General features: G+C 63.4%; 19 protein-coding genes. 10 read left to right on the top strand and 9 right to left on the bottom strand.

Annotated elements, in window-relative coordinates; translation table 11 throughout:
- Positions 1-1,906 precede the first annotated feature (1,906 nt).
- The 5 genes from lanL to E1261_RS04925 all read right to left on the bottom strand — a co-directional run bounded on the left by lanL (position 1,907) and on the right by E1261_RS04925 (position 8,418).
- Positions 1,907-4,570, bottom strand: a complete 2,664-nt coding sequence (lanL, locus tag E1261_RS04945; protein WP_238176011.1) for a class IV lanthionine synthetase LanL — start codon at positions 4,568-4,570, stop codon at positions 1,907-1,909.
- A 490-nt stretch (positions 4,571-5,060) separates the two neighbouring features.
- Positions 5,061-6,095, bottom strand: a complete 1,035-nt coding sequence (locus E1261_RS04940) for a radical SAM protein (RefSeq protein WP_132402518.1) — start codon at positions 6,093-6,095, stop codon at positions 5,061-5,063.
- 206 nt (positions 6,096-6,301) lie between these two features.
- A complete protein-coding gene (locus E1261_RS04935; RefSeq protein WP_165952370.1) occupies positions 6,302-6,952 on the bottom strand; it encodes a methyltransferase in 651 nt (216 codons plus the stop codon).
- A gap of 144 nt (positions 6,953-7,096) precedes the next feature.
- A complete protein-coding gene (locus E1261_RS04930; RefSeq protein ID WP_132402512.1) occupies positions 7,097-7,915 on the bottom strand; it encodes a hypothetical protein in 819 nt (272 codons plus the stop codon).
- The gene (locus tag E1261_RS04925) at positions 7,912-8,418 is read right to left on the bottom strand and encodes a SigE family RNA polymerase sigma factor (RefSeq protein WP_132402509.1); all 507 of its coding nucleotides are present in this window, start codon (positions 8,416-8,418) and stop codon (positions 7,912-7,914) included. Before E1261_RS04925 ends, E1261_RS04930 begins: the two co-directional genes overlap by 4 nt.
- A gap of 633 nt (positions 8,419-9,051) precedes the next feature.
- Here E1261_RS04925 and E1261_RS04920 point away from each other — a divergent pair.
- From E1261_RS04920 to E1261_RS04910, 3 genes are all read left to right on the top strand, one after another.
- Positions 9,052-9,825 carry a SigE family RNA polymerase sigma factor gene (locus tag E1261_RS04920; protein WP_132402506.1) on the top strand — a complete coding sequence of 258 codons (774 nt, stop codon included), beginning with the start codon at positions 9,052-9,054 and terminating at the stop codon, positions 9,823-9,825.
- Between the two features lie 318 nt (positions 9,826-10,143).
- Positions 10,144-10,770: a COG4315 family predicted lipoprotein gene (locus tag E1261_RS04915; protein WP_132402503.1), complete on the top strand. Its 627-nt coding sequence runs from the start codon at positions 10,144-10,146 to the stop codon at positions 10,768-10,770.
- Position 10,771: 1 nt separating this feature from the next.
- Complete coding sequence (locus tag E1261_RS04910) at positions 10,772-11,305, top strand: RICIN domain-containing protein (protein ID WP_132402500.1); 534 nt, start codon at positions 10,772-10,774, stop codon at positions 11,303-11,305.
- 142 nt (positions 11,306-11,447) lie between these two features.
- Here E1261_RS04910 and E1261_RS04905 read toward each other — a convergent pair whose 3' ends face one another.
- On the bottom strand, positions 11,448-12,449 hold the full coding sequence (locus tag E1261_RS04905) for a methyltransferase (RefSeq protein ID WP_132402497.1): 1,002 nt from the start codon (positions 12,447-12,449) through the stop codon (positions 11,448-11,450).
- Between the two features lie 60 nt (positions 12,450-12,509).
- Here E1261_RS04905 and E1261_RS04900 point away from each other — a divergent pair, with 60 nt between their 5' ends.
- Positions 12,510-12,986 carry a MarR family winged helix-turn-helix transcriptional regulator gene (locus tag E1261_RS04900; RefSeq protein ID WP_165952369.1) on the top strand — a complete coding sequence of 159 codons (477 nt, stop codon included), beginning with the start codon at positions 12,510-12,512 and terminating at the stop codon, positions 12,984-12,986.
- A gap of 38 nt (positions 12,987-13,024) precedes the next feature.
- Positions 13,025-14,200, top strand: coding sequence for an aminoglycoside phosphotransferase family protein (locus E1261_RS04895; RefSeq protein WP_132402491.1), 1,176 nt, complete (start codon positions 13,025-13,027; stop codon positions 14,198-14,200).
- Positions 14,201-14,316: 116 nt separating this feature from the next.
- On the opposite strand, the gene mobF is transcribed toward E1261_RS04895, so the two are convergent.
- Positions 14,317-17,943, bottom strand: coding sequence for a MobF family relaxase (gene mobF, locus E1261_RS04890; protein ID WP_165952368.1), 3,627 nt, complete (start codon positions 17,941-17,943; stop codon positions 14,317-14,319).
- Between the two features lie 245 nt (positions 17,944-18,188).
- On the opposite strand from mobF, the gene E1261_RS04885 reads away from it, so the two are divergent.
- From E1261_RS04885 to E1261_RS04865, 5 genes are read left to right on the top strand one after another with little or no spacing between them, the layout of a single operon-like run.
- Entirely contained in the window at positions 18,189-18,527 is a 339-nt protein-coding gene (locus E1261_RS04885) for a hypothetical protein (protein WP_132402485.1), read from the top strand.
- Entirely contained in the window at positions 18,511-19,827 is a 1,317-nt protein-coding gene (locus E1261_RS04880) for a hypothetical protein (RefSeq protein ID WP_132402482.1), read from the top strand. Before E1261_RS04885 ends, E1261_RS04880 begins: the two co-directional genes overlap by 17 nt.
- A 19-nt stretch (positions 19,828-19,846) precedes the next feature.
- On the top strand, positions 19,847-20,419 hold the full coding sequence (locus E1261_RS04875) for an ImmA/IrrE family metallo-endopeptidase (protein WP_132402479.1): 573 nt from the start codon (positions 19,847-19,849) through the stop codon (positions 20,417-20,419).
- A 2-nt stretch (positions 20,420-20,421) separates the two neighbouring features.
- Positions 20,422-20,772, top strand: a complete 351-nt coding sequence (locus tag E1261_RS04870) for a hypothetical protein (RefSeq protein WP_132402476.1) — start codon at positions 20,422-20,424, stop codon at positions 20,770-20,772.
- Positions 20,756-20,968 (top strand): helix-turn-helix transcriptional regulator, encoded by a 213-nt coding sequence (locus E1261_RS04865; RefSeq protein ID WP_132402473.1) that lies wholly within the window; start codon positions 20,756-20,758, stop codon positions 20,966-20,968. Before E1261_RS04870 ends, E1261_RS04865 begins: the two co-directional genes overlap by 17 nt.
- 6 nt (positions 20,969-20,974) lie before the next feature.
- Here E1261_RS04865 and E1261_RS04860 read toward each other — a convergent pair whose 3' ends face one another.
- Both E1261_RS04860 and E1261_RS04855 read right to left on the bottom strand, forming a co-directional pair.
- Positions 20,975-21,187 carry a hypothetical protein gene (locus E1261_RS04860; protein WP_132402470.1) on the bottom strand — a complete coding sequence of 71 codons (213 nt, stop codon included), beginning with the start codon at positions 21,185-21,187 and terminating at the stop codon, positions 20,975-20,977.
- A 178-nt stretch (positions 21,188-21,365) separates the two neighbouring features.
- A complete protein-coding gene (locus tag E1261_RS04855) occupies positions 21,366-21,650 on the bottom strand; it encodes a hypothetical protein (RefSeq protein WP_132402467.1) in 285 nt (94 codons plus the stop codon).
- Between the last annotated feature and the right edge of the window lie 3 nt (positions 21,651-21,653).

Here is a 21,653-nt window from a genome sequence, read left to right as displayed (position 1 = left end):
ACCCATCCTCCTCAACATGACCCCCTGGACCGCCCGCCCCGACGCCGACGCCATCCGCCTCAGCATCGCCCGCTCCACCGATATCTCATGAACTTTGGCGACGGCCTCAGCCGATCATTAGGTCTTCCGCCAGCAGACCCATACGTCGTCTGCTGGCGGGACCTCGATCCCGTCAGTGCCACCGAGGAACTCGACCGTCTCAGGGAGTGGGTCACCTGGGCCTCCACTCGCTACAACCTTGACCACAAGGTCATCCCACCCTGCTGGCCCGAGCATGGCGCCGTCGTCGAAGAACTCTCCGCCATCCGCACCTACTGGGAATCCTCCTACCAAGAAGACGCAGCCCCGACAGACCCTCTCGCCTTCCACCGAGACCTGGCCCTCACCCTTCGCCGTCTCCGAGAATGGACCTCACTTCTCGGATGCACTCGAACAGCTCATCGCGTGGAGCAAAGCCTTCGATCGTAAACGTCGTCCGCGACTTCGGCTGTGGGGTCCCAGCAAACACGGCCGAGGCTCAGTCTCCGTCGAGCATTTCCGTTCGCGGTGCGAGCGGCGCGGTGGCCTTCCGTGAGGCGTTTTGTGAGCCGCAACGATGTTCGCCAGGGTGTACGTCATCCCCACTCGCAGGGTCAGCCTGTGGTCCCCAGCCAGCGATGCCAGAGCGGCTAGCTGCGGTCCGTCCGGGCTCGTCTGCACCTCTGCCTACGGTGATTCCACGAACCGCCAGTGATTACAATCCTGTGTCACTCGCACAGCCCGAGCCTGGCCAATGCTTGGTCGGCAGTCAGTCCGTTGAGGGCAGAGTGGAGCCAGCTACCCGGGGACATCCCGTCTGGCTCCTCAGCGACACAGCTCTCAGACAGAGCTTCGCAGTCTGCGTGCGCTCCGTAGGGTCGGTCAGGCGGGGAACCCAGCCAACCATGCGGCTACCCGGCGCGAAGGCCCGCAGGTCCGATCCGACCTCGACGAAGATGACCCGACCGCCTCCCGGCAGCCGCAGGATCGAACGACGACTGCACGTATGATGCACTCTTCGCCTTTGACGACACTCACGGATCGCGGAAGTCCTTGGTATTGACTTGCACGCAGCCAGGCCCTGGAACGACCGCAGAGCCCACATTGGTACTCCCCGGTCCGACCTCCCACACTGCTCTCCCGCCGAGCGGAGTGTCGTCGCGAGGGTCAGACGTTGCGGCTGGACTCGATCTATGAAGTCCGGTGAACCGACCTGCGCAACGCGTGCGTACTGGTGGTCGCAGTGTGGTCTGCTGCTTGCGTCGGCTCCCGTCGAAGGATCCGCGAAACCTCCGACGTGGGCCGGCGCTCACCTGGGAACACCGCCAATTCGCTCGGTCGATGTCCCGCTGGGAGCAGGGGTTCCTGCCTATGGCGTTGCGATAACGATGCGCAGAAGCGCCAGTGCACGCCGCAATCCCTGTACTAATCATCGCTTGCTTCGCAGTCGGCCATCTGCACGCCCCCCTGATGTCGACCTGACACCGTAATCCTGTCCACGCATCGCAGGGCGGCCGCTGACGGGCGGCCTGCTGGAGTGACTGGTCGGCCGGGCGATCGTGTGAGAAGCGCGGATCGGGAACGTGGCCGGCTCACTGGCAACGCATGGCAGCAGCAAGCCGGCCAGCGCCGACCCTGACCATGTCAGTTCAGGTCAGATGTGTCAGTACGACCACCAGCACGTCGTGCTGGGGTGGACGCACGGGAACTTCCCCGCCTGTGCCTCCGGCTTCAGCTCCGGCAGGCGCTGGAGCAGCTCGATACTGATCTGCATGGTTTCACCTCCTTTCTCCTCGAAATGGCTCAGGATGCCGTCCAGTGCGGCCCTGAGATCTGCACCTGTTGTCCCAAGGGCTTCGAGATGGAAGTCGATGGGACGTGGGTGGAGTCAGTGGATTGCCAGGGCGTCCGGCAGCCACATGCGTCGGCCGCCGCTGCGGAGGCGGAGCAGGAAGCTGACGATGCCAGCTAGTCCAGTGCCGAACCCATAGTCAAGAAGGGTGCCGTTCACATCCAGCAGGACGCCGCGCCGATCGCGGTCAATCCGGTGCAAGCGGATTACCTCGGCGGCGTCGAATGCCCAGCGACGGTACCGCTCATCGCCGGTAGTCTCAAAGAGGTCGAGCAGAAGCTCAGCGTCTCCAGCCAGGCCATGACATTGAGGTAGACCCGCACGCCAACGAATCCGACGGATTGCCAGCGCAGCCTCCGCCGACAGGTCGATCAGATGCTCCTGGGCGAGTTCACTACCCATTCGAACTAGGAAGGTCGCGATGCCTGAGGAGCCACTGCACCAATGCGCCAGGTCAGCCGGATAGTCCGGCCCGCTGGACCAATAGGCTGCACCGTCCCGTCGACGGGCAACCGCAACCAATGTGTCTGCAGCCTTGGTGGCAAGTGCCAGATAGGACTCGTCTTCGGTGGTCCGTCCGGCTGCCAGCAAGAACGCCCCTATTCCCGCGAGACCGTGGGCGAATCCATAGTGGGTCATCCCCGCGAGATTCGATGCGAAGTCTGTCGGGATCGGCCAAAGTACGCGGTCGTCGTCATGGTTTGCGGTGGTCGCGAGGTAGTCGGCGATAGAGCGAACGCGATCTCGAAATTCCTCTCTGCCAGTCAGTTCCCAGAATCGGATCTGTGTTAGGCCTGCGCCCGCGAGGCCATGACAGATATCCGGATTCGGCCAGCTCACGGGCACGCGGAGGGCGAGATCGCATGCCGTCGCCGTGCAAACCTCATCTCCCAAAGCCAGACCGGCCTCGAGTAGCGCCCAGGCTGTGCCTGATCGTCCGAAGTGAAGACCAGGGAGGATTCGTGGCTCCCGATGCAGCCTCGCCACGACCCACCGCGCCGCGTCTCCCAGCCCCGCATGCAGTTTCGCGGTCTCGTCAGCGTGATAGGCGGCCGTCAGCGCGCCGAGTACACCGGATGCGCCATGCTGGACGTTGAGCGGGTCCGTACTGGTCAACCCGCTGCCGTGATCGGGAACGGCTGGAGGCCAGAGGTGCTGGTTCTCGTTCAGGTCCATTGTATTGAGAAGGTGTTCAGTGCTGTCGGCCAGGAGTGATTCATTCTCCTTCTCTTCGTCGGGTCTCGTCATGGGGAGCACCAGCAGAGGCAGCGGCTTCGCGGAGCGAAGCCCGTCAAGACGAGCGATCACTTCCGGCAGGGATGGCCGGCAGCCTGGATCCTGGTTCATCAGTTCGACGATCAACGGGGTGAGTAAGGAGGCGGTTTCGTTGCTGACGGCTAACTTGGTGAGATGCTCCTCCACGCCCGAGCGCCGTCTTACAGCCGACTTTTGGTCGAGCGGGACCATGGGATCCGCCCCGGTCACGAGATGGAACAGAGTTGCTCCGAGGGCGTAGAGATCGACCGACTGTGCTGGTGCCGATGTGAACCCGCGAACTTGTTCCGGAGCGGAATACCCGGGAGTGAACGCACACAACGCCGGCCTGCCTGGGGTTGCGGCATATTCCAGGTCGATGAGTCGCAGGCCGCCGTCGTCGGCCACCATGATGTTGTTGGGGTTGAAGTCCTGAATGACAAGGTCGTTCGTATGGGCGACTTGCATCAGTCCTACTAGCTCGTGGGCGAGACGTAGTGCATCGGTCGGCTTGAATCCGCACTGGTCATCGGCTGCGAACTCGAGATGTTCGTAGCCCCATTCCCGCAGGGTGACTCCTGAGATCAGCTCTTGGGCAAGGAACAAGTCGCCTTGTTGTTCGAAGAGTTCGAGTGCGCGCGGTGTTACCGAGGATGGCGCGAGTGCTTCCAAGACGGCGGCCTCGTTGCGAAGGGCGTCGCGTACGTCATGACCAGTCACCCAGGCGCCGACGTACGGCCGCGCCTGCTTGATGATGACAGCACTGCCTGTTTGGCGATCCATCCCGCGGAAGACGCCGCCTTTGAAGGCATGCCGGACGACCGCGTCAACCGTGTACCGGCCCCCAAGCAGGACTTCGGCCACTGCCGAGCTGCCATGGCTCGAGGTTGTGGCCGTCCGCTGCGCGAAGGGATCGGAGGGGGCCCACCGAGGTACCTCGAACCACGCTTGGCGTTGGTCGAGGACGAGGGAGCCGTCCGGAGCCATGAGCATTGCTGTTGGTGAGCCATCATTCCCGAGGATCTGAATCCCACCAAAGGCGCCGAATCGATAGTGCACCAGGCTACCGTCGCAGTAACGACGGTCAGACATGATGCCAGGCCCGGGAAGTCCAGCTGTCGCTTCGTGAAGCTCTGCGGCCAGATCAGGCAGGGCGCCATCGGGGATGGCTGGATAGGCCGTGATGAACTTCCCCCCCGCGCTTCGCTCGCAGCGAGGTGACGTGATCGTCGCTACGTCCTTCAGAGTTGCCGCGAACTTGAACGGAACGTTGTGCCGGAGAAGGATCTCTGCCGATCGGGCCAGGACGATCGGCGCGGACAGAGGCGTGGCAGACAAGTGGAGCTTCCATCCCTGTACCCCGATTGCATGGTCTCGCGGTCGCACGTAGCACCAGAAGCCGCGCTCCTGTACGTCCCACCCTTCGGAGGCCTGCCGAGTCACCATCGATCGAGCACAATCGATCAGTAACGTGGCATCACCGTCGGCGCTGCGGAACTCAGTCACATCGTCTCCAGTCATTGGCGCGGAATGGGCTTCTAGGCCTCCGGAAGGTTTTGGTGGCCTAGAGCAACTAACTTGCTTCGATCGCGTGGACGAGTTGTTTGCCCTGGCAACACCCTGCGCAGGTCGATACGCGGCAGGTCAGCGTGGTGGTTCGTGCAGTGTCGATGGCGTCCCGGAATGTTGACCGTTGCGCCGTTGGACCTCATGTCGATTTACTGGCAGATTCACAACTCAGGAGCCAATCTCGAACCGCGAGGGCGGCGGTGCGGATGAACAGGTCAGCCCGCGAGCCTTCAGCCGGCGTACGCGCACGAGTGGACGTTGAGGCACCTGGTCTGCAGCGGCAGATGAGGTTTTCGCTATCGAATCGGTCTACGGCCAACCTTGTGGTTGCCGTGTACCAAGGCTGATCGAGATCTGAGCGCTGGAGCTAGGCTGGGAACGTGGGGCGTCGATCTATCCTGGCGCGGACTGTCTCGGAGCCGAAGTGATAGTCGATTTGGCGAGCGGCTTCGGCCCATTGCCTCATGGTCTGAACCTTGGACAGCGTCTCGACAACGATGGGGTCCCGCCAGCGGGCTTGGGCGCGTTGCCAGATAGTTGTGGGTGGCTCGGTCAGGATGTTTCCGACGGTTCCTTCGTAGATCGCCATTGCCCGGACTTCGCCGTCTGGTTCCAGTTGCATAGCGTTGAAGATCAGACCTCTTGCGATCAGATCGGGGTGCATCTGGAGGAATCGGTTATCGGTCAGATTCACCTCGACCGACCCCGGCACGAGAGCGCGCAGGCGGTCAGCGTGCGTGGGATCGTTGAGAAGCCCGAGTTGCTCCTCCGTGAGCAGTTCGCTCTCCTCGAATCCTGTCCGGTTAGCGAGGCCCGCCGGGATGACAGCGCCGAAGGTAATGAACTGGAGTTCTGAGAACTCGACTGCGGCTTTCTTGCAGACGTCCTGCATGTAGTCGAAGTTGCTTTGCAGGAGGACGCAGTCGATTCCGAACGACAGCGCAGCTTGCCCCGCGGCTCGCCGCGCGGCGCTTACCTCGTTAAGGAGTCGTAGGGCATCCATCGCCTGAGCGAACGACCCGACTCTGCCGCGGATGCGGTCGTGAACTTCTGGTGTAGGTCCGTCGAGGCTGATCACTAGGCGTTCGCAGAGCTCCGCCAAGGTTTGTGCCTGCGGTTCCGACAGTTGCCAGCCGCTGGTGTACATAGTGACAGGAACTCCGCCGTTGGCGATGCGCCGGATGACGTCGCAAATGGTAGGGATCAGCAGGGGCTCACCGCCGGCGATGACTGCTCCGCGCGGCGCCATAGACACGATGGCGTCTGCGATGCGCAGCATCTCGCTGTAACCGAGCTTGCGGGAGGGGCGCCGGCCGGATTCGGAATAGCAGTGGATACATCGCATGGGACAGGCATAGGTGATGTCCCAGATCACCTGATCCGGAGTGTCGAACGTTCGCATGCGGTCCTCCTAGGTCGGTGGAAGATCTTCAGGCAGCTGCTCTGATACGAGGACTAGCCGTCAGCGGCCGCGGTCCGGCCGCCGCTCGGATCGCCTGTGGGAGCAATCCAGAGTTGGTAGCAACGTTCAGTGGTTCGCGGATGAGGTCGCCTGACAAACCCCAACCGGATCGGCGGGTGGAACAAGCTGGCCTTGTAACACGGCGGTCAGACAGGAGGTGTACGCCCGGTAGACCTTCCATTGGATTTCGGATTAGATACGTGGCGCGCCTCAGATTCGGATCTTGACCACAGCCCGAGCAGAGCCGGAACCCGATTGGGTCGTCCGCGACCGGCAGAGCGTTGAAGTGCACGAGGTGACGTTGTGCGTGTCCTGAGCCGCGGGGTGGCGAGTTGCGCGGCGATCGTGGCCTTCGAGGTTGCGAGCCGTGAGTCAGACGGATCGGCCACCAGCACTGAGAAGCGCTCGGCGGCAGGAAGAACGGTCTGTACGGCGAACCGGCGCCGGTGACGAGTTCGGAACCATTCCTGCTCCCTGCGGTCGTTGCCACCAGCAATCGACATCATCTTGATGTCGTCGAACTTGGAGTAGCGCCGGATCGTTTCCGGTCGGATCATTGTCTCGATCACGAAGACGGGTGTGTCCCCGCGCCTGACGACGCGCGGCAGCTTGAGCGCGTCGCCGAAGCCGAAGTTGTACAGGTTGCTTTTGACCAGGTACGCATCAGCCGCCGGTACGGCGGCGAAGAAGTCGGCCGCGACCAGCTCGATCCGATCCGCCAGCCCTGCAGCAGCGATCGTCGATGAAGCCATCGGGAGCACCGAATCCAGCTCCAGCAACACCTTCTGGGGAGTCATGCTTCCAGGATGATGCAGGCCCGTCGGACCCTCTGACTTTTCACCGCGATCTAACGCTCGCCCTGCGTCGCCCTCGCGACTGGACTTCGTCGCTCGGCTGCACGAGGACCGTTCATCGCGAGTCGGTAGCCTGAAGGCCGCCATCTACTTGGCGGGGAAGAACGTGTTTCCATAGTAGAAGGTCTTCTCGTCGTAGATCAGAACGCCTTTAGCGTCGTAGCCTCTGACCTGAGCAGACACAGGCGGCGCGCCCTCGTCCCTACGAGGCCAGCCGATCGTGTAGAAGCCGTCGGTCTCGCTCATCAGGGCCTCGCGTGGGGTCTTCTCGCCGACCAGGCTGACGAGCACTCGGGCGACGTTCTCCGGTACCTGGATTCCGGACTGTTGCGTCATCGTCAGCTTGTTCGGCTCGCTCTTTTCGAACACTAGAGTCGTACTCATGCGACTGACATTGCCGACTCCGCGCATCTCAGCCTTGTAACCGGCGGATCGGCAGGTGGCCGCGGTCGATCCGTCCGGAGAGACGAAGATCGCCATGAACGCGTCGCCGACACCGGTCTTGACCTTCAGGGGCCACTTGGAGTTGATCGGCCCGGCGGTGTCATGGGTATTGACCTTGTAACTCTTGTTGAATTCCAGGGCTTCTCGGTCACCCTGTAGACAACGTCGAAGGATCTCGCCTGACGTCAGCGGGCTGATCGTAGGAGGTTTGACGGCGTACTCCGCGGTGTCGGATCCGGCCGCTCCTGATGCTGCGACCGGCACCGGGGCGCTCAAGAGCGACGGGGCAGCTGTTATGCCTACGGCACCCGCAGCGAGGCCGATCGATACACCTGCCGCAGCCATAATGCGCCGTCGTCGCACAGTCCTGCGACCCCGTCGCAGGACTGTGTCAATGTCCACGGTCTCGGGCTTGTTGCTGTCGTCGGCTGCTGCGTTCAACAGGCTTTGAATGTCACTCATTTCGAGCTCCTCTCGGGCGTGGCAAGTAGGTTCCGCAAGTGCGCAATTCCTCGGGATGTCTGGCTTCGGACCGTGCTGGTGCTCGTCCCGAGGATCTCCGCCGTCTGTTCCACGCTGAGGTCGACGTAGAAGCGCAGGACTAAGCAGGAGCGTTGTCCTGCTGGCAGCTTCGACATGGCTTGGATCACCACCGAACGATCGTCGACGATCAACGTTGCATCTGGAGAGGCCGTGTCGGCGCGTTCGACTCCGCCGACAACCTCGCTCCGCCACCTGCGCCTTGATTGGTCCAACACGGCTGATACGACCGCATGGTTCGCGTAACTCACCAGACGGCCGTCTCTCTGCAGATGGCCCCATCGTCGATACACCTTGACCAGTGCGTCTTGCGTGGCATCTTCGGCTCGATGCCAGTCACCGCACATCAAGTACGCCGTCCGACGCATGCGCCGAGCCGTCGCCAGCGCGAACTCTGTGAATTCGGCGTCGTCGCGTCGTCGCATCCGGCCTCCTCTCAATCTGTCAGGGAAAGAAACGCATCGGATGCGGAGAAATGTTGAGAAGCCCGCTCCGCGCTGCCGGCGTGTACGCACGCCCAAGCGTGGTCGGATCTCGCGTGGGTTCGGGCTACGGCACCGGACACGGCAAATGCTTCTTGTCCCGGCCCGATCGGTGGACAGCCAACTGCAGACGTGGTGGTCCGACGTCTGTGGCTGTCGTTCGCGGTGTCCCACGAGCAGGTGTAGCGCAGCATCTGTCGGCCACAGTGCTGCCCTGTAGGCATTCGATGCGATGAAGCGAAGCCCCTACGCTGATGTCAGGGCGAGGTTGTTCACCCTAGGGCGCGCATTGGCCGATGACGCAAGGATCGAACTGCTTCACCATCTCGGCGGCGGCACGACGCGTCGTTCCAACTCACTACGTTGGATGTGGTGCATTCGGATCACGGGTTCGCACATTCGTAGTGCCGAGTCTGCAAGACGCCTCTGGGGTCACCTCGCCTGGACCGGTTGCTGTGGGTCTTGCCGACAGCGGCGCATTGACGCCCGACGTCTGGTCGCGCGCAGATTTGGGCGTTTCTCAACCTTCGGCGACCGCGGATACGTTTCCTTAGCTGACAAGGAAGGGGAGAACGGATGCGGCGACTCGACGACACCGACTACGCGGAGTTCGCTTTGGTGGCTGCGCGGCGTATGTGTAGGACGGCGTACTTGATGTGCGGTGACTGGCATCGAGCGGAAGACGCCACGCAAGACGCACTGGTCAAGGTGTATCGGCGATGGAGACACCTCAAGAGGGGCGGCGGGCTTGCAAGTTATGCCCATCGGGTGGTGATGTCAGCTGTGCTGGACCATGTAGGGCGCAAGCGGAGAAAGATCGTCGACGGAATGGGCGATGTCGATCTGGCAGCCCCAGAAGAGATGACAGCTGTGGACAACCGCGTGGTCGTTGTCCAGGCGCTGTCGATGTTGCCCCCGGGACCGCGTGCCTGTGTGGTTCTGCGTCACTACGCGGACTTCACCGTCGAACAGACCGCCGAGGTTCTTGGAACCGGTGTCGGCTCCGTGAGGAGCCAGGCGGCCAGCGGGCTGGCTCAACTCCGCAGGTTGCTCGCAATCCCAGAGAGGAGTGATATCGAGTGGCTGCTTGCCTCGGCGGTGGACGACGACGATCGGTCGTACAACGTCGTCACGGGGGAGCTCATGCAGCGCGGCCGGAGGTCCGTGCGCCGGCGGCGTATCGCAGTTGTCGCCAGCGTTGCCCTGGTTGCACTTGCAGTCGCTGCTGTCGCCACGCCAGCTGCCTCCGCTGCGCGAGGCGCAGGCGCGGCCCCGTGCACGCGGGACGCAGCCGCTGAGGACATTGGTAACGGAAGGTACTTCCACCTCCGACCGACCGTGAGTTCGTGAGGCCGCGCTGTCCCTGGTCATTGCCGGGCTGGCAGTAAGGAAGCTCGTGAACTAAACGATCACGTGGGGTTCAACACACTCGACCAGGCCGGATCGCCTGGTGAGAAGTGGGCCTTGGCCGTGCCGCGGCAGCCGGCCTGGTTGGCCAACCGACCCAACCAGCACGGCCTATCCTGTCCCGGGAGCCCGAGATCGGCCGCCGGGCGAACCAGCACCTGGGTGTGGAGATTTGGGCCTACGACGCGCGCACCGCCGTGAACCGGACGCTAATGCGGCGTCGTACTGCCCGGTGAGAGAGCAATCAATCACCGGAGAGAAATGATCAAGAAGCCAGTGGTCAACGTTCTATTTGGCGCGGCGCTGCTGATGCTAGCGGCGACTGCCTGTGATGCGGGAGAGGGGGCAGTTGGATCTGGGCAAGCTTCGACCGTCAGTGAAAGTTCGGGATCGTCTGGCGACTCGTCTGACTATGTGCGGGGCGAGCAACCTCTAACTATTCCACCCCCGAAGGTCGGGCCCGTCGCGCTTGATGTGGTCGAGCACAAGTTCGCGGCGGAGAAGACGGGCCTAGTCGACATTCCAGGTGGAACTTTCGATCTAATCGAAGCGAACGGCAAGACTATTTACCGTTTCGAGGAAGACACGTCGAAGCCGTCAAAGGTCAACTGTGAAAATGACTGTGCTGTCATTTGGCCGCCTGTTTTGCTCGCCAAAGATTTATCGGTCAGTGCAGCTTCCGGCCTGAATCAGAAATTGATTGGAACCGTGCGGCGTGCCGATGGCTACATGCAGGTGACCTACAACGGATGGCCACTCTATTGGTTCTTTGAGGACAAGGTCGAGGGTGACGCCAAGGGGGAAGCCCTTGGTAAAAACTGGTCGACTATCCTGCCGAATGGTAAGCCGGTATTTCCCAAGCGGACCGTTACTCAGAAGGTGAAATGAAATGACCATTCGGCATATGCCTCGACTGATCGCCAGTGTCGTCATCTCGGTCGCGGCCCTTGGTTTGACGAGCTGGCCTGCTGCTGGCGTGACAAGTAATGCACGGGCGGCGCAAGGATCAGGCAAGATCACCTTGTCTAGCGGTCAGTCGCTAATTGACAACAGAGACTGTGCAATTTCATTCTCAACCAGCAACTGCAAGCTCAAGGTCGGAAGTTCTGCGAATGCGCCACTCTTCCTTATTCAGAGGGCCTCAAGCACTGAGGTTTTCATCCAGGGGCGAGACAACCTCTACATGGATGTCGCCCTGGATTCGACCTCGAGTGGCACCGCGATCATCATGCGACGGTTCGATGGAAGCCCAAGCCAGCGCTGGCGTGCACTCAAGGTCTTTGGGGCTACTAACAACTATCGGTTCCAGAACGTGAACTCCGGACTGCTGGTCACTGTGGTGCCCTCAGATTCCGTTACGCCAGTGAGGCAGCGGCCGCATGTTTCGGGCAACCAGAACGTTTTCATCGCAGCAGTAGGTTGAGCAGTGTAGTGGCTACTGGCGCCAAGGTAGCCCGGACCACGAAGCCTCGTGATCGTGGCACTTGTCTACCAGTTGAACGCCAGCCCCACATCGTTCTCAGCGACCTTCGACCGCCGTGTGAGCCTAGCCAGCACTGGACTCTCTATGAGCTGACATAGATCGGATCGGCTATCAGTATCGAGAAGCGTTCGTCAGCAGGAAGAACGGCCCGTACGGCGAACCCGGCGGCGGTGACGAGTTCGGACCATTCCTGCTCGGTGCGATCGTCGCCACCAGCAATCGTCATCATCTCGATGTCGTCGAACTTGGAGTAGTGTGGATCGTTCCCGGCTGGGATCATCGTCTCGATCACGAGGACGGGCGCGTTCCCCCGGCGGACCACGTGCAGCAGTTCGAGCGCTTTGTCGTCGCCGAAGTTGTGCAGATTGCTCTTGACCAGATACGCATCACCGGCCGGTACAGCGGCGAAGAAGTCGCCGGCGACCAGTTCGATCCGATCCGACAGCCCGGCAGCTGCGATGGTCGATGAAGCTGTCGGGAGCACCGAGTCCAGCTCCAGCAACACCCCTCGGCACTCCGGATACGCCTGCAGCAGCTCGATCAGCAGGTTCCCTGAGCCGCCGCCGACGTCGACAACGGTCTGGTACGGCGAGAAGTCGTGCGACGCGATGATCGCCTTCAGCGCCTGACTGTGAAAGCTCGCGACCGTGGCGCCGAAGATCTGCGCAGCGCCAGGATTCGCCTGCAGGTACTCGTAAATCGACATCCCGAACACCTGGTCGAACGCCGGCTCCCCGGTCCGCACAGTCTCCGTCAACTGGGCGTACGGCGACCAGAACGGCTCAAGCGCGAACATCCGGGCCGCATCGCGCAACGACCCCGGTACGTCGGACCGCAGCAGCGAAGCCGTCTCAGTCAGCCCGAATCGCCCGTCCCCGACCTCAACGAATACTCCGACGGATGCGGCCGCCCGCAGTACCCGATGTAACGCCCGCGAGTCCGCGCCGACCCGGACGCCCAGCTCCGAGGTCGTCAGTGGCTTGGCAACCAACTCGTCGGCGACCCCGAGCTCGGCCAGCGTTGCGAGCACCGGCGGCACCCATTTGCCCGTCAGGTACTCCATCAGTTGCCGCCTGGCGTCCATCGCAACCCCTTCCGAAACGGTCAGCTTGCCTGACCGTCAAGGTAAGGTAGCCTGACCATCGTGTCAACTAAGGTTCCGCGGTACTTCGGTCTGCTGCGACTCGCGTTCGATCAGGCGCTGGCCGAAGTGTTGGCTGCAGTCGCGCCGCGCCACCCAGAGCTGCGGCCAGCGCACCTGCAGCTGTTCCGCTTCGGGGGGATCGACGGTTCGCACACGGCGGAGCTGGCGGCCCATGCGGGGATGACCAAGCAGTCGATGCATGAGCTGATCACGCATCTGGAGCAGGCCAGCTATCTAACCCGGGCGGCGGATCCGCAGGACTCTCGTGCACGCCTGGTCCGGCTGACTCCGGCCGGTCGCGAGCTCGAGCGGCAGATCACCGAGGCTATCGCAGACCAGCTCGATCGGTGGGAGGCCAAGCTGGGAGCCGCCCGGTTCGGCGAGCTCTGGACCATCCTGCTCGAGCTCACCGGCGAACCGGGCCCGCTGCCCGATCGCAGACAGCTGCGTAGCAGCGCCCCGGACCCATCGAGCTGAACCGTAAGGTGTGCTGCCGTCGTAGTGAGGATGTGGATGTGGAGACGAAAAATGTGGTCGCGGTGGTGACCGTGGGGGATCGGTACGTCGGGACGCTGCCGGCGTTCGACGCGGATCGGGTCTGGTGGGCGGAGATCGAGGATGTCACCGCGCAACTGGATACGGTGCTCGGCTTTCGGACCGTGGTGCTGCGGTTACTGGACGTGGATTCGGCAGAGGCCATGCGGGGTGGGCGGGTGGTCTATCACGTCCAGGCCGACAGTGAGCCGGCTCCCGGCGTACTGGATCCCGCGGAGAACGAATGGTCCAAGGGATTGAGCCGGCCCGAACCACATCGGGCGTCCTGGGCGGAGGTGGACGGGCCGCAGCGGATGATCGAATGGGCAGGCGACATCCTCGGTACGACGCAGGGCTGGGCGCAGGTGAAGACGTGGAACCTGTCATGTCTGGTGCGCTTCAGCGGTGCGTGGGCGAAGGCGACCAGCCCGTTCTGTGGGGTCGACGCGGACATCATCCAGCGAGTGCAGCAGTACGACGCTCAGCTCGGTCCTGCCGTTCTTGGCGTCGACCTGGATCGGCGCTGGTCGTTGCTGGCCCATGCGCCCGGAATCGACTGCTGGGAACCCGATGCGGCGACTGTCGACAACATCCTCACCCGCTGGGTCGCCGTACAAGCTGCTTTGTCTACAGAAGACCTCGGTACGCCGAGCCTGTTGCCGTCCGGACTGTCCGGACACCTGACCCGGATGCTGGACGGCGAAGCCGGCGCGCAACTGACCGCCACCGAGAAGGCTCAAGCCCGCGAGCTCGTCGAGGCCCTGCCTGGAATCGTTGCGGAGCTGGACGAGTCCGGCCTGCCGATCACCTTGGTGCACGGTGATTTCCATCCGGGCAACTGGCGATCCGACGGGAGTACCCGGATGGTCGTCGACTGGGCGGACAGCTTTGCCGGTCATCCGGCGACCGATCTGCGCCGCCTGTACGACTGGCTTCCGCCGGAGAAGCGCGAGCATGCCGCGACAGTCTGGGCCGCTGCCTGGAAACGCCACCTGCCGGACAGCGAGCCGCTGCGTGCGCTGGGCCCGATGCGGGTGATCGCGGCACTCACCGGCTCGGTGCTGTACCAGAAGTTCCTCGATAACATCGAGCCGAGCGAACGGGTCTACCACGAAGGCGATCCGGCCGCCGGCATCCGATCCGCACTGATTGGGTAGCGCGTGACGTGCATCCGACAATCGAGAACCGGACGCGATCAGCGGGTGGAGTAGTACGGCGCTAATGCTTGAAGAATGCGAGGTGCCCTCGGCGCCATATGAGATCTTCTTCGACCCTAATCAAGATGGGTTCGATCAATGCCCGGCGTCGTCGAAAGGGGCTGGTTCTGGGGACCACAGAGCTCCTTATCGGACATCAGCCGACTGCCAGTTACAGGTTGACCTACCTCTGCCGCGAGCCGTCTGTAGTGGCTTCTTTGCCCTGCGGCGCTCGCCGCGGGTTCGGGACCTAGAGGCGACGTACTGCGGATTCCATATCGATCACGGTAGGCGACGATGTGCCTGATCAGGACGGCCCAGCCTGGGCCAGAGCGCCTGTCAGCAAGTGCGGTCAACGCGTGATACCAGGCGGGCGATTCGCGCGTTGCCGTGGTGGCAAGCTCGTCGGCACGCTGAGAAATCTGAGCCTCGAGTTCGCGCAATGGTGCGAGGAGACTCGGGTCGCTGACTCGGCCTGCGGGCACTACCAGGCCGGCGATCCTCGTGGGGCGCACCTCAGAATTGCGCAGAGACCTGCTGGCCAGGCGTTCGATTCGTGCATGTAGGACTGCTGCCAGATCGTGGGCGCCGGAGATGGCTGACTGGGTAACGGCTCTGCACAGCAGGTCAGGCATGTCGAGCCCGGCGCCTTCGGCCCTGCGGAGCGCGGCTAGTAGGGCACCGTAAGCGGGAGAAGCCTCTACTGCTGCTCGGCTGCTGGCATCGAGGCCGCTTGTGGCGATGGCATCTGTGAAGCGGGTGCGGGCGTCCAGCTGGCAGAGGTGTTCGTGGATGGGGATGAGACGGTCGAGGCGGGTGGCGTTGTCTAGTTCTTGGCGCATGACTTCGTGGGCGGAGAGTTCTACGCCGGGGTTGGTGATGATTGCTTCGAGGACGTCTTGCATGGTTTGTTCGTGGTGGGGTTCGTGGAGGTCTGGGGTGGGTTGATGGGTGGCTATGTAGGCGTGGTTGGAGTGGCGGCCTCGGGTTAGGCCTACGTAGAGGAGGGCTCGGGTGAGGTGGTCGGTGACTAGTAGGTGGGCGGTGTCGACGGTGGCACCTTGGGCTCGGTGGGCTGTGGTGGCGTAGGCGAGTTCTACGGATTCTTGGACGTAGGCGGTGGGGAGGGTGACGATTTCGTCGTTGTGGTTTTGGACGGTGAGGGAGCCGTCGGGCCAGCGGTGGATGACTGTCCAGTGGTCGCCGTTTTGGACGAAGCCGGTGGTGCCGTAGCGGAGGCGGCGGTTGTTGAGGCGGGTGACGATGTGGTCACCTAGGCCGACGTGAGTGCCGTCGTGGAGTTCGATGCCGTCGGGTTCTACTTCGCCGGTGGTGATGCGGTCGAGGCGGGCACGGGCGTTGAGGCGGGCGACGGCGGCGTTGTCGGCGGCGATCAGGAGACTGGTTCTGCCCGCGTGGGTGTCGGCTTGCCAGGCCTTGTAGGCGGCGTCTTCCATTTCATCTGCGGGGCCGGCGGCCAGGCGACCGTGGCGGTCGTAGTCATCGATGACGCTGAGGTGGCCGGCGCGGAGATCGAGGCTGGCGTCGCGTTCCCAGGGGTTGGTGAAGCGCCAGACGTCGCTGAGTTCGGCGGCTTTTGTGTCTTTGGCGATGAGGCGGAAGGCGCCGCCGGTGTCGGCTGCTCCGAGTTGGGCGTCGTCTCCGACGAGGAGAAGTTTTGCGCCTGCCGAGTCGGTTGCTCGGGCGAGGGTGGCGAGTTCCATGGTGCCTGCCATGGAGGCTTCGTCGACGATGACGAGTTGGTTCTTGTGGAAGCGCCAGCGGTCGTCTTCGGCGCGGAGGGCGGCTAGTTGGGAGGTGAGGCGTTGGTGGCGAAGTTTGCGGCGACTGCGGTGGGCGAGTTGGGCGGCGTACTCGGTTTCCTGGATGCGTTGTCGACGGGTCTCGGCACCGAGGCCGACTGATTCGTAGATCCACTTCGCGATGTTCTCGGTGGGGGAGCCGATCGCGTCGGCCAGGATGTTGGAGGCGGCGGAAGATGGCGCCAGAGCGATGATCGAGCCGTCGCCGTTTGCGCTTTGCCAGCTGGCGCTGAGCGCCGACAGAAGGCTGGTCTTGCCGGTTCCCGCTGGCCCGATCAAGGTTTCGACTTTCTGTCCGCTGGCGGCAATGCGGTGCAGGGCACGAACTTTGTCTGGGCTCAAGCCGTCCCCGGGGATGTAGCGCGGATTGATCTTGGGGCCCGCGGCGTCGCGGGCTAGATCGAGGAGTACGGACTCGGCGCCGACGATGACTGGTGAGGTGTAGATCTTGCCGTTGTGGATGGTGAAGACACTGTCCCCGCTGCTGCGGGTGAGTGGCACGGTGACGAGTTCGGGGGCCGTCAGGCTGATCGAGTGTTCTTCGGCTCGTTGGACGATCGACTGGAGTACGGCGAACCGGTCGGTGGACGAGCTGAGTCTGAGCATGCGCGTCTGTCGTGCTGCCTCGGCGAGCAGGTTCCACCGCGTCCAGGTGGCCCGCTTGTTCTGGAGGGTGAGGACGGTTGCCGCGCCGTATGCGTCGATGGTCTCCGGGCTCAAGTCGGAAGCCGTGAGTGGACGCTCGCCTGTGGCTGTTAGCGATTGCTGGATTGCGGCGAGTACGTCGGCTCCGACTGCCCGTTCTGCGCGCGTCTTCCACTCGGCCATGAGGTCCATGAGCGGGCGGGCGTGATGCTTGGGCGGCCGGTTCATGAGGGTGGCCTGTTGACGCAGGACGTACATCTCGCGGCGGGTGGGGCTGGGCAGATGGTCGTCCCGCTGCTGGAGTAGAGCTGCGAGGTTGGCTTCGATCTGTTCGGTTCGGGCGGAGAACTCGGCGATCAGTTCGTCAGGAATCACGTCGATCTCGAACGCTGGGTTGCGGCGAGAACCGCGTTCGCGGAGTTCCCAGTTCACGCCGAGGCGGCGGCTGAGGTTGTCGGCGAGGAAGACGTTGTGGATCTCGGACATCGCGACTGCCGACTGGAACAGGACGCGGCCATCGAGAGTTCGCCATGTGGCGTCTGGTCCCTGGACGCGATTGGCGATGACGACGTGGGTGTGGAGTTGCGGGTCTCCGGCACGGGTGTCCCAGTGGTCGAAGGCGGCGGCGATGACGCCGCGGGTGTCGAGCTGTGCGATCCCGTCATGGCCACTTCGAGTGAACGCGGCGTGCTGCTCGATGAGGTCGACGATGTCGTCGACTGCTTCGTGATGTGCGGCAATGATCTGCTCCTGCACACCGACGTCCGAGGTCACCCACAGCGCCGAAACTGACTTCACGGGGGAGAAGGTGAGGTCGAAGCCGGCGACTGCTTGCTGCGACCTCTTCCGCATCTCGGTCCTGCGGATCTGGTCGACTGCGGTACGTCGATCGCTCTCGTTCAGGCCGGGGTCGAGGGCACGGACCTGCTCGTCGATGCGTGCTGTCGGACTCTTGTAGACCCGGTACGGCTGCCCGAGCGTACGGCCGGTCAGAGGGTCCTGGGCGCGGCCGAAGAGTGTCTCGATCTGTGACTCGGTGGCCTCGCTTCCCGGCACAAGCTGGCCGTCGCCAAGACCGGCGAGTCCGGACCCCATCCAACGGCCAGGCGGGTAGCCGGAGGCTGTGTAGTACGCCGTCAATGGGGTGGCCATGCGTCCGTCGATATCTGCGGAAGCGATGTGGCGCAGGAGGTATTTGTAGCCGTCGCCGGCCGTGAGCCTGTGGATGCTCAGCATGTCGGCGCACCTCCGGAACCGCCCGTAAACGTCGGCTGCCTTCGCTGCATGTCGGCTCAACGCGCGGGCGCTGCGAGATCGCATCTTGTCGCTTCCGCGACAGAGCGCTCCTCGGATGCAAGAAGTGTGCCGGTGCTGACCCTGTCGCCTCGAGCAAAAAGTTGTCCTCGGCATCCGTTGAGAGGCAGTGATTCAGGCGATCGGTCCTGGATCAGGAAGCCAGGACTACAACGGAGGAAGACGAAATGAGCACTGGCAATGATCAAGCACGGCAACAGATCTGCGAGCTGGTGAAGCGAGCCGAGGCGATCGTCGAAGCGATGGAAGCCCGCACCGCTGATGGTCGGTGGGCGATGACCGCCTTCAGCAGGTTTCGGCTGTGTGAACTGCTGGAGATCCTGCCGTACGGACCGTACGAGGGCAGCTTGGACGGCGACCCCGTCACTCTGCTCGAAGAGGCGGCGCGAGCTGCCGATGAACTGGACGTCGCCATCGAGGAGGTCAGCTGGCGCCTGGCGCTTGGCGACGCGCTCCGGACGGCAGCTGCAGACATTCGGATGGTGCGCGATGCGCGCGACGTATGAGGACCTTCTGCGCGTCGCCCGGCGGATAGCCGTGGAAGCGGCGCAAACCAAGTACAAGAACCGTTCTGAGGCTGTCGATGACTGGAAGGCTGTGGTCGCCGCGACTGCCAATCATCTGCGGTGGCTGCGGCACGATCTCCGCGCAGCGAGGCTGTACGGCGAATCCGTCGGACAGTCCGATCGTCCGCTGGGGCGGCTGGCTCAGGCTATTGGCGCCGGCGGCGATCTGCTAGCGACCCAAGACGCTGTGAACGCCCGCGTACTGGATGACCCGACGAATCTGACGTCGGCGAGAGCAGAGGTTGCAGCGATTGCGCTGATCGGTGCCGACACGGCGATGAGCAACACACGATCTAGAACTGCCGAGCGCCGCCGCCTGGTGAGAATGCTGGCTGCACTCGAGAAGCTGGCGACGTCGGATGTGCGCCGCGGCGGGTTAGGAGATCTCGGACGGCTGTCCGTTGGTGCACCGGCCGCAGCCGACGACGACGTCTCGATCATTTCTCGACACGCGGCGCGTTGGGAGCGAGCTGAAGACACGGTCGCGCTGGATGCACTGCTGACCCGCGACTTGCGGGCCGCTACAGCACAGGTGCGAACGATCTGTGGATATGTGTGGCACCTGGCTGACATGGTTGCCGCGTCGTCGTCTACCGAACTGGACGCGCGACAAGTGCTCGACCTGAACGTCCTCAAGCAGGCGGTTCGAGCGGCAGAGGCCGGTGCCCTGCGAGTCGCGCAGTCTTGGCGACGACGGCTGTCCGACCTGAACGGATTCACCGGAACACCCAGCGAAGCAGCGTTCCTGGAACTTCGGGCGGCGCTGGACCGCGTCGTACGGCCTGATGGTCGGCTGCTGGAACCTGGCGCGCTGGTACCAGGGCGAACGGCGGCCTACCGCCTCCTGGACGCTGTGGACGAACTCGTCTGGTCGGCGGAGCAAGTCGGTCGACGGCAGCAAAGGGCTGTCTCGGCGCTGGTCGCGCAAGGACGCCTGTTCGTTCCCCGCGAGGAACTGATCAGGACCGATCTCAGGTACCTCCGTCCGCCAACGGAGACGCGGTTGCTGAACGCTCGGTGGCTGCGCACCAACCAGCCGGCCTTCTTCGCCGAGCTGACCATGTCCTTGGCCTGGAGCGTCGACCACTTGGCCGTTGCATCGCGCTTCGCGCGCCGGTTGGCCGGCACGTCACACGAGGCGAGGCCAGCTCGGCGCGAATCATCACGCGAGCCGGCGCCGTACCTCGAAATTCCCGACGCTGCCGAGCCGGGCCAACAGCCTGTCGATCTGGATCGATAACCGACCCGAGGAGGTTGCTATGAGCAATGACAGGAAGTTTCGCAACCCCGTGAGTGCACCGCCCGGGGCGGATGCTGGCCTCTGGACGGCACTCGTTCGGGAGGCGGAGGTCAGAGGATTCCGTGTAGCGATCAAGCCGACGGGTGGTTCGCTGGATGCGTTCACCGACTATCAGGCAAACGAGGTCGTCCTCGCCGCCCATCTGCGTGGGGTCGCTGCGATGACCCGGCTGGCGCACGAGGTCGGACACGTGCACCTGCATGCGGCTGGCAGCCTCCGCGGTCCGTTCTCAGTTTTCGAGGATTCTCACGGCTTGCGCGAGGTCGAGGCCGAGATCTTCGCGTACGTCGTACTGGTGCATCACGGGATCAGCAACGACGAGTCGCTCGGCTTTATCGCCCAGTGGGCGTGGTACTTGAGACCCGACGCGCCGGAGAAGTACGCGGACGAGGCGAGCGCGCGCGTGACCGATGCGGCCAAGCAGGTCGTCGCCTCGACACGCGCCTACATGCGCCAGCACAGTACGGCGGTCTCGTCGGATCCGACGCGCGAAGCCGCCCCGCCGTTCGATCAGCCTGGGCCTGGGTGGTGATGATGGGCGCCAGCGATCGGGCGGCGGCGCTGCGACGTGCGCGCGAGCGTCAAGCGAGGATCGAAGCCGCGACCGCACGCACCGTCTTGGCCCACAGCAACGTGAAGCGAGCAGTCGAGGCGAAGGCGCAGGCGATGGAACGCCACGACGAGCGAATCGCTGCCGCCGAGTTGACTTCAGAGACGGAGACGACTTTGCTCGCCAAGGTGTGCGGATCGGCCGAAGCAGCCGCGGAGATTCTCGGCATCTCGCAGCGCGAGGTCCGGCGGATGGTCAGGGCAGAGCGCGAGCGGCAGGCGGTTGACCAACCGAGGGCTCGAGGCTGGGAGGTTCAGCATGACGACACAGCCTGATACTGACCCGCTGTGGGACATCGATCAGGTGGCGGAGTACCTCCAGGTGCCCAAGCGGACGCTCTACCGATGGCGGACCCACGGCTACGGGCCACCAGGCCGTCGAGTCGGGCGGCACATCAGATACCGCGCTCGCGAGGTGACCGAGTGGTACGCGAGTCTCGAATATCACGATCATGACGACCGCTGGGAGTAAATGCACTCAGGCCAAGAGTTCGCGTTGGAGTTTGGCTATCAGCGCATGAAGATCCGCAGTCGCAATGCTCTTGGTGCCGTTGGCAGCAAGGAGGAACTCGATGTCATGTACGGCCGTCTCGATCCCGTTGTTCCAACCGGTGGTGTAGCCGAGCTCCCAGGGCCAGCGCAGGGCGTAAAGAAGCCGGAGGCGTCGCCGTCTGGGAGTGATGGTTCGCAAGACCACTGAAGTTCCGATCGAAGTTAGTAGGTTTGTAGGGTGAGGTTCCTGCCACCGACAGGGGAGGCAGCGGCAGGAACCTGTTTCCCCGTAGCTCCAAGGCACGGAGAGGCGTGCGCTGGAGTTGGAGGGCGTGACCGACGCGGAGACCGCCTCTCGGCACGTCAGCCACGCCGGTCTAGGTCTGCTGCGAACAGGCGTCGAGAAGCTCCGAGCCGTCAGCCGGTTCGAACGGGTCGGGGTCGAGCCATACGACGTCGGACGCGCCGAGATGACCGTGGACTTCCAGAAGGTCAGCGATGCTCGGCCAGATGGTGATGTGCGGATGCTTACCGAGCCAGTTGGCTACCACCCATTGCTGCCCCGCAATATTCGGCGGGAATTCAACGACCTGCGCGACTGTGCCGGAGCTGCCTGAGCCGGACGGGTCTCGGTAGGAGTACAGCTCTCCGCGGCGAATCACAGC

Source organism: Kribbella albertanoniae (genome assembly GCF_004348455.1).
In the GTDB taxonomy this organism is placed as follows: Bacteria; Actinomycetota; Actinomycetes; order Propionibacteriales; family Kribbellaceae; genus Kribbella; species Kribbella albertanoniae.
Note: the sequence above shows the minus strand (reverse complement) of the source record. Positions and strands in the feature narration are given on the sequence as shown.